This is a genomic window from Streptococcus mitis NCTC 12261, from assembly GCF_000148585.2.
Classification (GTDB): domain Bacteria; phylum Bacillota; class Bacilli; order Lactobacillales; family Streptococcaceae; genus Streptococcus; species Streptococcus mitis.
This window is the reverse complement of the sequence record NZ_CP028414.1, coordinates 1,798,626-1,811,802: the sequence shown is the minus strand read 5'-3', so window position 1 is coordinate 1,811,802 and position 13,177 is coordinate 1,798,626. Positions and strand designations below refer to the sequence as shown.

Genomic DNA, 13,177 nt, shown 5'->3' with positions numbered 1-13,177 from the left:
CTCTCCTTCTTTTTAATGGAGACAGAAAGATGATGAATGAATTATTTGGAGAGTTTTTAGGGACTTTAATCCTGATTCTTCTAGGAAATGGTGTTGTTGCTGGTGTGGTTCTTCCAAAAACCAAGAGCAACAGCTCAGGTTGGATTGTGATTACTATGGGTTGGGGGATTGCAGTTGCGGTTGCAGTCTTTGTATCTGGCAAGCTCAGTCCAGCTCATTTAAACCCAGCTGTGACAATTGGTGTAGCTTTAAAAGGTGACTTGCCTTGGGCTTCCGTTTTTCCTTACATCCTAGCTCAGTTTGCAGGGGCTATGCTCGGTCAGATTTTGGTTTGGTTGCAATTCAAACCTCACTATGAGGCAGAAGAAAATGCAGGAAATATCCTGGCAACCTTCAGTACTGGACCAGCCATCAAAGATACTGTATCAAACTTGATCAGCGAAATCCTTGGCACCTTTGTATTGGTATTGACAATCTTTGCTTTGGGACTTTATGACCTTCAAGCAGGAATCGGAACCTTTGCAGTGGGGACTTTGATTGTCGGTATCGGTCTATCACTAGGTGGGACAACAGGTTATGCCTTGAACCCTGCGCGTGACCTTGGACCTCGTATCATGCATAGCATTTTGCCAATTTCAAACAAGGGAGACGGAGACTGGTCTTATGCCTGGATTCCTGTTGTGGGACCTGTTATCGGAGCAGCCTTGGCCGTTCTCGTATTCTCACTTTTCTAATTTAGAAAATAGAGCTTGAGATGAGTATCTCAGGCTTTTTTCATTGAGTATAACTTCTTAGAGCTAGCCTCCAACGATAATAATTCCTTCAAAAAATAGGAAGAATAAAGGCACTAGCTTTTGCTTTCTCATGTAAAAAACCTCACTTTTGTTTTCTGCTATTTTATGCTAAAATATTAAAAATCAAATTTTAATTCCAAAGTTGGCAACTAAGATAGGAGAGCTATATGTCTAATTCATTTATCAAATTGTTAGTCTCTCAATTGTTTGCAAATTTAGCAGATATTTTCTTTAGAGTAACAATCATTGCTAACATATACATTATTTCAAAATCAGTAATTGCCACATCACTAGTTCCCATTTTAATAGGGATATCCTCTTTTGTTGCAAGTCTTTTAGTTCCTTTAGTTACTAAAAGGATAGCGCTAAATAGGGTTTTATCTTTATCCCAATTTGGAAAGACTATATTATTGGCGATACTGGTAGGAATGTTTACCGTAATGCAATCAGTAGCGCCTTTGGTGATCTATCTATTTGTTGTTGCAATTTCCATATTAGATGGTTTTGCAGCACCCGTTTCCTATGCTATTGTGCCGCGCTATGCGACCGATTTGGGCAAGGCTAACTCAGCCTTGTCAATGACTGGTGAAGCTGTTCAATTGGTAGGGTGGGGGTTGGGTGGACTCTTGTTTGCAACAATTGGTCTGTTGCCTACCACGTTTATCATTTTAATCTTGTATATCATTTCTAGCTTTCTGATGTTATTTCTGCCTAACGCTGAAGTGGAGGTACTAGAGTCAGAGACCAATCTTGAAATTTTGCTCAAAGGTTGGAAGTTAGTTGCTAGAGATCCTAGATTAAGACTTTTTGTATCAGCAAATTTATTTGAAATTTTCTCAAATACGATTTGGGTTTCGTCTATCATACTTGTCTTTGTAACTGAGTTATTAAATGAAACGGAAAGTTACTGGGGATATTCTAATACAGCATATTCTATCGGGATTATAATTAGTGGCTTAATTGCTTTTCGGCTATCTGAAAAGTTTCTTGCTGCTAAATGGGAAAGTATTCTTTTTCCTCTTGTAGCCATGGCAATAGTGACACTGACTATTCTATATTTTCCAAATGCACAGATGTTTTTAGTATTTTCAGCTTTAGTTGGTATGTTATCGCAACTAAAAGAAGTTCCTGAAAGTGTATTTCTTCAGGAAACAGTAGAGGAAAATAACTTGGTTAATGTCTATTCCGTTCTTGAAGTGATTTCGACACTAGCATTTTCAGTATTTGTTTTGCTAATGAGCTATATTACTGAGAGTTTTGGTATTAGTATCAGTTTTTGGATATCGGCCATTTGTCTGGTGATAGAAGCTATTTTAATTTATATCAGACGAGATTATTTTAAATGAGAGACTAGTTAAAAAGTCTTTAAAAATCAGCAAATCGCATAGTATCAGGTGTTGAAAAAACTTGATATCGTGCGTTTTATTATGGGAAGATTTCCTTCATTTTCTCATGAAATGGAGTTTTGAAACAGTATCACTCTACTTGAAATATACATAGAAAAAGCGCATAACCCTTAAAATAAGCTGAAATCTAGTGAAAATGTACGGTAAACAATTGAAAAACTAGCCTATAAAGTGGTACAATGGTAGAAAAATACTATAGTAAGAGTCTATCTTATTTAGCAAAAATTACAGAAATGAATGGTTTTTCTTGATGAAACAGAGAAAAGAATTGTACCTCTTTCTTGGTCGGACAGCCTTGTATTTTCTTATCTTTCTGGGGCTGCTTTACTTCTTTAGCTATCTTGGTCAGGGTCAAGGAAGCTTTATCTATAATGAATTTTAACTTGAAGGAGAATTCCTATTGTGTCAAATAAACCAATAGTAGATATGATTGAAACCATTGAGCATTTTGCTCAGACACAGCCTAGCTATCCTGTTTACAATGTTTTGGGGCAGGAACACACTTATGGAGATTTAAAGGCTGATTCGGATAGTTTGGCTGCAGCCATTGATCAACTGGATTTGCCAGAGAAGTCTCCTGTGGTTGTTTTTGGTGGCCAAGAATATGAAATGTTGGCAACTTTTGTAGCGCTGACTAAGTCAGGTCATGCCTACATTCCAATTGATAGCCATTCGGCTTTGGAGCGAGTTTCAGCTATTTTAGAAGTAGCGGAGCCAAGTTTGATTATTGCCGTTTCAGACTTCCCATTGGAGCAGGTTTCTACGCCGATGATGACTCTAGCTCAGGTTCAAGAAGCCTTTGCTCAAGGGTCTAGATATGAGATCACGCATCCAGTCAAGGGAGATGATAACTACTACATTATCTTTACTTCTGGTACGACTGGTAAGCCAAAGGGAGTACAGATTTCACATGATAATCTCCTCAGCTTTACCAACTGGATGATTACGGACAAGGAATTTGCGACGCCAAGTCGTCCGCAAATGCTGGCTCAGCCCCCTTATTCTTTTGACTTGTCTGTCATGTATTGGGCACCGACCTTGGCACTGGGTGGTACACTTTTTGCCCTTCCTTCAGCTATTACTCAGGACTTTAAGCAACTCTTTGCGACCATCTTTTCATTGCCAATCGCTATCTGGACATCAACGCCTTCTTTTGCGGATATGGCCATGTTGTCAGAAGACTTTAATAGTGAGAAAATGCCTGGAATCACGCATTTCTACTTTGATGGAGAAGAATTGACGGTTAAAACGGCTCAAAAACTACGCGAACGTTTCCCAAATGCCCGTATTATCAATGCTTACGGCCCAACAGAAGCGACAGTAGCCCTGTCAGCTGTTGCTGTGACAGACGAGATGCTAGCGACTCTCAAACGCCTACCAATCGGTTATACCAAGGCTGATTCTCCAACCTTTATCATTGACGAGGACGGCAATAAATTGCCAAATGGCGAACAGGGAGAAATCATTGTTTCGGGACCAGCCGTTTCAAAAGGTTATATGAACAATCCTGAAAAAACGGCAGAAGCCTTCTTTGAGTTTGAAGGTCTACCAGCCTACCATACAGGAGATGTGGGAACTATGACAGATGAAGGCTTACTTCTCTACGGCGGACGCATGGACTTCCAGATTAAGTTCAACGGTTACCGCATTGAGTTAGAAGATGTCTCTCAAAACCTCAATAAGTCTCACTTTATCGAGTCTGCTGTAGCTGTGCCACGTTATAATAAAGACCACAAGGTGCAAAATCTATTGGCTTATGTCATCTTGAAAGACGGTGTTCGTGAGCAGTTTGAGCGAGATATTGATATTACCAAGGCTATCAAGGAAGATTTAACAGATATCATGATGTCCTACATGATGCCATCTAAATTCCTTTATCGAGACAGTTTACCACTGACTCCAAATGGAAAAATTGACATCAAAGGATTGATTAACGAGGTGAATAAGAGATGATGGAGTTCTTTCAACAGCTTCCTCATTTAGAGCCATACGGCAATCCTCAGTATTTTGTCTATGTGATTGCTGCAACCTTGCCCATCTTTATCGGTCTCTTTTTCAAGAAACGCTTTGCCTGGTATGAAGTGCTGGTTAGTCTCTTCTTTATCGTCACCATGTTGGTAGGTGGGAAGACTAATCAATTGGCTGCCTTGGGTATTTACCTTTGTTGGGAAATATTGCTCTTGCTTTTCTATAAGCACTATCGAAAAAGTAAGGATGGCAAGTGGGTCTTCTACCTAGTTAGTTTTCTGTCCCTGCTTCCAATTATCTTTGTCAAGGTGCAGCCGGCTATCAATGGAACGCAGTCTTTGCTTGGGTTTTTGGGAATTTCTTACCTGACCTTTCGTTCGGTTGGGATTATCATCGAGCTGAGAGATGGAGTGATTAAGGATTTTACCCTCTGGGAATTCCTCCGTTTCCTTCTCTTCATGCCGACCTTTTCAAGTGGTCCAATCGATCGCTTTAAGCGGTTTAATGAAAATTATCAGACCATTCCTGAGCGGGATGAGTTGATGGATATGCTGGATGAATCTGTTCGCTATATCATGTGGGGCTTTCTCTACAAGTTTATCTTGGCCCATATTCTAGGAGAGACTTTGTTGCCTCCTCTGAAGAATCTAGCCCTGCAGTCAGGTGGTTTCTTTAATATCTATACTTTAGTGGTCATGTATACCTTTGGTCTGGAACTTTTCTTTGACTTTGCAGGTTACTCTATGTTTGCCTTAGCTATCTCAAACTTAATGGGAATCCGTAGTCCTATCAACTTTAACAAGCCCTTTTTATCAAGGGATTTAAAAGAGTTTTGGAATCGTTGGCACATGAGCCTGTCTTTCTGGTTCCGTGACTTTGTCTTTATGCGGATGGTGATGGTGTTGACCAGAAAGAAGGTCTTTAAGAATCGCAATGTAACCTCAAGTGTGGCCTACATTGTAAATATGCTGATTATGGGATTTTGGCACGGTGTGACCTGGTACTACATCGCCTATGGACTCTTTCATGGGATTGGACTGGTTATCAATGACGCTTGGATTCGTAAGAAAAAAACGCTCAATAAGGAACGGAAAAAAGCAGGGAAAGCTGCTCTACCTGAGAATCGCTGGATTCAGTTGCTTGGCATGGTTGTCACCTTCCATGTCGTTATGCTGTCATTCTTAATCTTTTCTGGATTCTTGAATGATTTATGGTTTAAAAAATAAAAGGAAATAAAATATGGATATCAAATCAGAAGTTATCGAAATTATTGATGAGTTGTTTATGGAAGATGTTTCTGACATGATGGATGAAGATCTTTTTGATGCAGGTGTCTTGGATAGTATGGGAACGGTTGAGTTGATTGTGGAGATTGAAAACCGTTTTGATATTCGTGTCCCTGTAACAGAGTTTGGTCGTGACGACTGGAATACAGCCAATAAAATCATAGCTGGTATTGTGGAGCTACAAAATGCTTAAACGCTTATGGATGATCTTCGGACCGGTCTTGATAGCTGGTTTGTTGGTTTTTCTGCTTATCTTTTTCTATCCTGCTGAGATGCGCCATGATCTGGGAGCTGAAAAGCGTTCGGCGGTGGCTACTACTATCGATAGTTTTAAGGAGCGAAGTCAAAAGGTCAGAGCACTATCTGATCCAAATATGCGTTTTGTTCCCTTCTTTGGCTCCAGTGAATGGCTTCGTTTTGACGGTGCCCATCCTGCGGTATTGGCTGAGAAATACAACCGCTCTTATCGCCCCTATCTTTTAGGACAGAGGGGAGCTGCCTCGCTCAATCAGTATTTTGGGATGCAACAGATGTTGCCACAACTGGAGAATAAACAAGTTGTATATGTTATCTCGCCCCAGTGGTTTAGTAAAAATGGCTATGAGCCAGCAGCCTTTCAGCAGTATTTTAATGGAGACCAGTTGACCAGTTTTCTGGAACATCAATCTGGGGATCAGGCTAGTCAATATGCAGCGACTCGCTTACTACAGCAGTTCCCAAATGTAGCTATGAAGGACCTGGTTCAGAAGTTGGCAAGTAAAGAAGAATTGTCGTCTGCAGACAATGAAATGATTGAATTATTAGCTCGGTTTAATGAACGTCAAGCTTCCTTTTTTGGTCAGTTTTCAGTTAGAGGCTATGTCAATTATGATAAGCATGTAGTTAAGTATTTAAAGACCTTGCCAGACCAGTTTTCTTATCAAGCCATAGAAGATGTTGTTAAAGCAGATGCAGAAAAAAATACTTCTAATAATGATTTGGGAATGGAGAATTATTTCTATAATACGCAGATTAAGAAGGATTTGAAGAAATTAAAGGATTCTCAGAAAAACTTTACCTATCTCAAGTCGCCAGAATATAATGACTTGCAGTTAGTGTTGACACAGTTTTCTAAATCCAAGGTAAACCCGATTTTTATCATTCCACCTGTTAATAAAAAATGGATGGACTATGCTGGTTTACGAGAAGATATGTACCAACAAACGGTGCAGAAGATTCGCTACCAGTTAGAAAGTCAAGGGTTTACCAATATAGCAGATTTTTCTAAGGACGGTGGGGAAGCTTTCTTTATGAAGGATACCATTCATCTGGGTTGGTTGGGTTGGTTGGCATTTGACAAGGCCGTTGATCCTTTCCTATCCAATCCCACTCCAGCTCCGATGTACCATCTGAATGAGCGCTTTTTCAGTAAAGACTGGGCAACTTATGATGGAGATGTCAAGGAATTTCAATAGACGAATGACAAAATAATAAACGATTTAACTCTAAAAGTTAGACAATCAGTCTGATTTTTAGGGTTTTTCTTTATGCTAATAAAAATGTGTATTTATAGATATGAGTGTTTAAAAAGAATGACCTTCATCTGGCTAGAGAACTCATATAGTGGTATAATTTAAGAAACATAATGAAAATAGCTTTAGTGTGGATGCATTACAATATAGAGGGGAAAAGATGGATATAGATAGAACTATTTTAGTGCAGATTCAAGGTTTGTTGGTGTTTGAAAGTCCTCTTCATCATGATGAGCGTGGCTATTTTTTAGAGAATTGGCGAAAGAAAGATTTGCTTGCAAATGGGGTGCCAGAATCATTCTTTCATCATAAACTTCAAAACAATGTGTCTGTTTCAAAGCAGGGAGTTATCAGAGGGATGCATTGTCAGGGCTATGAAAAATTGATGACAGTAGCTTATGGTACTTTCAAAATGATTTTTATCGACCTACGAATAGATTCTCCAACTTACAAATCTGTAGATGTGATAGATGTCCAACCTGGTAGGGCTGTTTTTGTCCCTGGTGGAGTGGCTAATGGTGCACAGTCGTTAGTTAACAATGGAATATTGAATTATTTGGTTGCTGACTATTATGATCCACATAAAAACTATTTAGGTATTACACCATTAGACAAAGACGCTAATTTGTCGTGGGATTCTCTTTTAAAACCAATCATTTCTGAAAAAGACCAAGCTGCTAAATCTTTCAAAGAAGTTCTTGAAATAATTGAATCAAGCAAGAAGAAAGTCGCCTTAATTGGCTCAACGGGTGCAGTTGGGAAAGTTTTATTTGATACATTAAGGAAGCAATCTGATATTGATTTAAGTTGTTTCAATAGAAATAATATTGAAGAAGCTTTGAAAGATTTTTATGATATGGTTATTTGTACCGCTCCGTCATCAGAAAAATTATTAACCAATTTAAGTTTGAAAAACGATGATGCGGAAATAGAGAAATTAGTAAATGTCCTAAAAAATATTCAGACAGGTCATATGATTTTAGTGTCCACTAAATCTGTATTTGATAGTGGCGCCAGATATAGCGCTATTCATCAAAAGATTTATAATAGTGTGATTGAGGCTCATCAAAATAGCAATACTATTTATATTATGGACACCTTATATGGAAAAACGCTGAAAAAGGGCTTTATTAACGATTTGCTTTCTAGACAATGGACTTATATTTCAAATGATATTGTTTTGGATAAGCCTGAGTTAGAAAACTATTATCAAAAAGTAAATGATCAGCTGTGGTCTCTAGTAGAGCCTCTTCCAAATGAATTATTAAGTACTTTAGAGCCAATTTCTGATATTTATCCTGATGAAATGTGCTATCAAGTGACGGCAATAAATGATTTAGTCAGCCATCTGATGGCGAATTTAAATAGAATCGATGGCGTGAAACTGGGTATCGATAAGTCTGAAATTTTTACAGGTAGACAAATAAAGAATTTATTAAAAAATCCTGACAATTCTACTTTAGGACGATACTTTAAAAAGCAAGAAGGAGATTTTAATCTTGAAAATTTATGAAAATAATAGAGGTTTTCAACTAGGAAATTTGCTCTATCTCTTACTACAAGCGCATAGAGATCGGATGATGGGTTATGAGGAAAGTTATGTCTTACGAACAGGATATTTTCAGTTTGCCCAAACCTTTTTTCCAAAAACCGCTGTCTTATTTTCAAAAGCAAATGGTATCGAATTAGAAGATTTTGGTTATTTTCAAGAGGCAGGTGTTGACTATTCTTCAGAAGAATTGGACTCTTTTTGTAGAGAGTATTTGATTGAACCAGTAGTAGCTTCTTCCGCTCAATTTGAAGAGAAGAATGTGACAATTGCTATTAGAAGAACGGATTTTCTCAATGAACGAAATAGAAAAAATTACGGTTATAACGCTCAATTGTATATCGGTTCTTGTTTAGAGAAGATAGCAGCAATTGAAGGGGATAATTTTCAACATTTAACTATACGTATTACTTCAGATGATGTTGCCTGGTGTCATGAAGAATTGGTACCTTTTCTAAACTCTCAGTACCATTTTGAAAACCCGATTATAGTTGAGGAGCAGGATATTCAAGATAACTTTTTACAACTGTATAGCTGTAACAAGTACTTCATTTGTCCCAATTCGACTTATTGTTATTGGGTAGGCTATATTTTAAGACTTACAAAGCCTTTTGTAAAAGTGTTTGTTCCTGATTTTAATACTTTACTTGAACAAAATGGAAAACAAATTGCGGATACAAGAGAATGGGAAGTTGTAAGTGTTGACCGTACTGGCTTTGAGTGAAAAATATAAAAGGGAAAATAGATGAACTATAAAAATATCGTTGTGACTGGTGGAGCTGGTTTCATTGGTTCAAATTTTGTTCGATACCTAAAAGAGACTTATAAGGATATTCAGATTACGATTTTGGATAATTTGACTTACGCCTCTTCGATGAAAACAATCGAAGATTTATTGGATGATAGGGTATCGTTTTATAAACTGGATATCGCAAATGAGTTGGCATTAAGCAACTATATCGATGAAGGAGTTGATTTGATTGTTCATTTTGCAGCAGAATCTTTTAATGACAAGTCTTTGCACGATACGTCTGTTTTTGTGAAAAGTAATATTGTCGGGACGCACAATCTTTTAGAGTTAGCTAGGAAGTATGATATCCGTTTCCACCATATTTCAACAGATGAGGTTTATGGGGATTTCCCATTAGAAAGTAAGGATAAATTTACTGAAAAAACGCAGTACAATCCAAGTTCTCCCTATGCTGCTACAAAGGCTTCTGCTGATCTATTAGTGAAAGCATGGGTTCGTTCTTTTGGGGTTAGGGCTACGATTTCCAACTGTTCAAACAACTATGGACCCTATCAAAATCCTGAGAAATTTATCCCAAGGCAAATCACCAATCTTTTAACTGGACAGCAGGCAGTTCTATATGGAGCAGGACTGAATATTCGTGATTGGATTCATGTCAAAGATCATTGTCGAGCTATTGACACCATTATTGATAAGGGCGTGATTGGTGAAACCTACTTGATTGGTGTAAATAATGAACGCACGAATGTTGAAGTGTTACAGAAAATCTTGTTGCAGTTAGGAAAATCTCAGGAAGATTTCAAGTATATAGCAGATAGACCAGGACACGACCTTCGTTATGGAATTGATGCTAGTAAGTTATATACTGAATTAGGCTTTACACCTCTCTACGTGGATTTTGATAAAGGCTTAAAAGAAGTTATCCATTGGTATCAAGAACATGAAGATTGGTGGCAAGAGATGATTGCACAAAAGCAAGATGCTAAGTAAGAGTTTGTAAGAATGTTATGAGGAGTTAAATTTGGAGAATATAATTTTTTGTTCGTCTCCCTTCCAGGTTTTAGTCGCTAAAGAAGTTGTACAGACTGTCTCAGAAGACTTTATCGGGATTTATCTAAAGATGTCAAATGATTCGAGACAGGATTTTTATGCTGAACGAATGGAAGAATTTTGTAAGGAAGTCCTTGTTTTAGAAGGAAAAACAGTCTTTAATGATATTCAGGAAGCCTTAAAAGATAGGGCCATTAGTAATCTCTATCTAGCAAGCTTAGACAATCCTGTAGCTCTTAGCATCTTTAATCCCAGTACAATGAATTTGTATACTTTTGATGATGGTAGTACTTCCATTGTACCTCTCAATCTGTATACACAAAATCTTGAGAGGGGCATTCCTTATACAAACTTTACCTTGAGAGAGGTTATGTCTTTGTCAAATAGACATTATACCGTATTTGAGGACTGTATCCTCTTCCCAAAAGAGCAGCAGTTTTTTCTAAAGCTTCATCTTGAACCAAGTCATTTTCATAGGGCTAAAAATGGTAAGAAAATAAGTATTTTTCTGGGGCAATTTTTAGGCTCTCTCCTTTATCAGGAAGATTTGGAACTTACTCAAAAATTGACTGCTAAAGTTTTAGATGAACAGAAGATTGATTATTACTATCCCCATCCTAGAGTACCTTTGAATCCTTATCAAGATAAATTGAAAGAAACTAGATTTTGCTTTGAAGAAGAAATTTATCTTTTGCTAGAGGAGTATGAGTTCGTTGAGGTACATGGTTTTTACTCAACTTCTCTTTTATTGGTCAAAGATATAGAGGGTGTATCGGTTCATGGGTATCGGACCTTTTTAACAACTCATGAATCAAATGTTTTTGCAAAACGAGGTGTGCCCTATCAAAATGTGTCTCAATCGGACACACCTGTTGATATTGTCATGCCTGTCTATAATGGAGCTGAAACCATTAGTCAAACGATTGATTCTGTTTTAAATCAAACCCATCAAGCCTTTCGACTGTTAATTGTGGATGATGGTTCGACAGATAATACAGAGGAAGTATGTAAGCCATATCTAGTAGACGAGCGAATACAGTATATTAGGGAAGATCATAAAGGGATTTCAGAAACGTTAAATCGTGGAGTTAGTTTGTCTCAAACGGCTTATGTAGCCAGACAAGATGCAGATGATGTATGGATGCCTTGGCACTTAGATCTTCTCTTGCAGGAGTTAGAGAAAAATCCTCAACTCGACCTTATCGGGGCTAGAGTTGTCGCAGAAGAAGATGCTATAACAGATAAAATTAAACGGAATCAATCTCATCATTTATCAGGAGAAAAATTGTGGTTAGAGCTTGCTTATCAAAATGTCTTTAACCATTCAACCGTCATTTTTAAACGCTCTGCCTATGATGAAGCAGGAGGCTATGATGCTAAGTGTGATGGGTTTGAAGATTGGCATTTGTGGTCTCGTATGGTTACCAAGGATAATGCCCTGGTTTTAAATGTCACAACGACCTACTATCGCTTATCAGAACGTCATAAACGAGGGATGGCTTTCCGTGCAAGACTAGCAAGAAGTCGTGGATTAAGATTGGAAGATGTATTGGACTAAACTATGGTGAAAGTATTTACAATAAAGGAAGGCGTTCCTATAAGCACTTATGGCTTTGAAAGAAGTCAATTGGCGCGTCAAGAAATTTTTAAAAGTCTGCAAGTAGAACAAGAAATTGTTTTAACAAATCTGGATAATTTTGTACCGAATTTTGTAGAAACATTGGAAAAACTTGGTTTTGAAAACTTCTATCATGTTATTTTTGATCAATCAGATTTGGCTAGACAAAATCCGATTGTGGAGAAATCATTTATTCAGGGACTAGTTAATGTCAGTGAAGTCGAGTACACAAAAGAGGGATATGTAGGACTCGTTCATTATCAAAATGGAGATGTAGAATGTTATACCTCTCAATTACTGTATCGATTCCAATATCAAGAAAATCTTTTTACTCTTTATGATAGTAAAGGGGAGTTGCTAAAAGGTGATGTGAGTGAAAATTACCATTCTTACCAAAACCTAAGAAGTGGGGAAACCTACACTCAATGGCAGTTAGTTAGTCTCTATCTAGCCAACAATTCTACAGTGAAAGATTGCTTTATCATTGATATGGTCAATGAATATCCTCTTCAATTGAGGAAATTTTTCCAAAATACCGGAAGAAAGTTATTTGCTTATACTCACTACAATATCCTAGATCCCATGATGAAGTTTGTCTTGCAAGGGTGGTGCCAAAATATCGTTGCAAGTCCAGTTTTGGAGCAACTAATAGGGAAAGAAAAGGTTTGTTTTTTGCCTCCAATGTTTGTGGATGGAGTTTTGGAAAAAGAATATACAAGAGTCACCGATTGGTGTATCGTTGGCAATATGACGATGATAAAACGGTGTGCCTGGGCGATTGAGGCTTTTCGGCAAGTGCCGGATAGCCAGTTAACGATTTATGGTAACTTACCAGATGGCTATAGCCAGAAAGACTTGCCGTCGAATGTCCATTATGCAGGTTTTCTAGAAGAGGTCCCTTATGAAAAGCACCAAGGCTATCTCTCTTGTTCTATGAGTGAATGCTTTGCCAATGCGGCTGTAGAAGCATCTGCCAGGGGGTTGATCTGTCTTTTGTCTGATACAGATTTAGCTCATAGATACTATAAGAGTCAGTCCAAAGGTGTCACAACATTTGGTGACATTGGGGAGTTACTCTTGTGGCTCATTGCTTATCAAAAAGAAGGTCGTTACTCGTCAGCAACATTCTCTAAGGCCTATCAAAAAAAGGAAATTCTGGATATGTATAAGTATGTATTATCCTTAGAAATATGATATAATTGAAAGCGTAAAACTTTCTTAGTTTTATAGTTCTTAGCGCACAT

The 13,177-nt window shown here is 37.8% G+C and carries 12 protein-coding genes; all 12 read left to right on the top strand.

Going from position 1 to position 13,177, the window contains the following annotated elements:
• Positions 1-29: 29 nt before the first annotated feature.
• The gene (locus SM12261_RS09115) at positions 30-734 is read left to right on the top strand and encodes an MIP/aquaporin family protein (RefSeq protein ID WP_000980817.1); all 705 of its coding nucleotides are present in this window, start codon (positions 30-32) and stop codon (positions 732-734) included.
• A 227-nt stretch (positions 735-961) separates the two neighbouring features.
• Complete coding sequence (locus tag SM12261_RS09110; protein ID WP_000071445.1) at positions 962-2,140, top strand: ryptide export MFS transporter; 1,179 nt, start codon at positions 962-964, stop codon at positions 2,138-2,140.
• A gap of 310 nt (positions 2,141-2,450) precedes the next feature.
• On the top strand, positions 2,451-2,582 hold the full coding sequence (locus SM12261_RS09105; RefSeq protein WP_000813667.1) for a teichoic acid D-Ala incorporation-associated protein DltX: 132 nt from the start codon (positions 2,451-2,453) through the stop codon (positions 2,580-2,582).
• Between the two features lie 20 nt (positions 2,583-2,602).
• Positions 2,603-4,153 carry a D-alanine--poly(phosphoribitol) ligase subunit DltA gene (gene dltA, locus SM12261_RS09100; RefSeq protein ID WP_004238965.1) on the top strand — a complete coding sequence of 517 codons (1,551 nt, stop codon included), beginning with the start codon at positions 2,603-2,605 and terminating at the stop codon, positions 4,151-4,153.
• Positions 4,150-5,394: a D-alanyl-lipoteichoic acid biosynthesis protein DltB gene (gene dltB, locus SM12261_RS09095; RefSeq protein WP_000969742.1), complete on the top strand. Its 1,245-nt coding sequence runs from the start codon at positions 4,150-4,152 to the stop codon at positions 5,392-5,394. Before dltA ends, dltB begins: the two co-directional genes overlap by 4 nt.
• A gap of 13 nt (positions 5,395-5,407) precedes the next feature.
• Positions 5,408-5,647 carry a D-alanine--poly(phosphoribitol) ligase subunit DltC gene (gene dltC, locus SM12261_RS09090; RefSeq protein WP_000351967.1) on the top strand — a complete coding sequence of 80 codons (240 nt, stop codon included), beginning with the start codon at positions 5,408-5,410 and terminating at the stop codon, positions 5,645-5,647.
• Positions 5,640-6,908, top strand: a complete 1,269-nt coding sequence (gene dltD, locus SM12261_RS09085; protein WP_000919856.1) for a D-alanyl-lipoteichoic acid biosynthesis protein DltD — start codon at positions 5,640-5,642, stop codon at positions 6,906-6,908. The genes dltC and dltD overlap by 8 nt, the downstream gene beginning before the upstream one ends.
• Before the next feature lie 187 nt (positions 6,909-7,095).
• On the top strand, positions 7,096-8,478 hold the full coding sequence (locus SM12261_RS09080; protein WP_223339909.1) for a dTDP-4-dehydrorhamnose 3,5-epimerase family protein: 1,383 nt from the start codon (positions 7,096-7,098) through the stop codon (positions 8,476-8,478).
• Positions 8,465-9,238: an alpha-1,2-fucosyltransferase gene (locus SM12261_RS09075; protein WP_000708261.1), complete on the top strand. Its 774-nt coding sequence runs from the start codon at positions 8,465-8,467 to the stop codon at positions 9,236-9,238. Before SM12261_RS09080 ends, SM12261_RS09075 begins: the two co-directional genes overlap by 14 nt.
• Before the next feature lie 21 nt (positions 9,239-9,259).
• Positions 9,260-10,255, top strand: coding sequence for a dTDP-glucose 4,6-dehydratase (gene rfbB / locus SM12261_RS09070; RefSeq protein WP_001107051.1), 996 nt, complete (start codon positions 9,260-9,262; stop codon positions 10,253-10,255).
• Positions 10,256-10,286: 31 nt separating this feature from the next.
• Entirely contained in the window at positions 10,287-11,873 is a 1,587-nt protein-coding gene (locus SM12261_RS09065) for a glycosyltransferase family 52 (RefSeq protein ID WP_000427701.1), read from the top strand.
• A gap of 3 nt (positions 11,874-11,876) precedes the next feature.
• A complete protein-coding gene (locus tag SM12261_RS09060) occupies positions 11,877-13,127 on the top strand; it encodes a glycosyltransferase family 4 protein (RefSeq protein WP_000241437.1) in 1,251 nt (416 codons plus the stop codon).
• Positions 13,128-13,177: the final 50 nt, after the last annotated feature.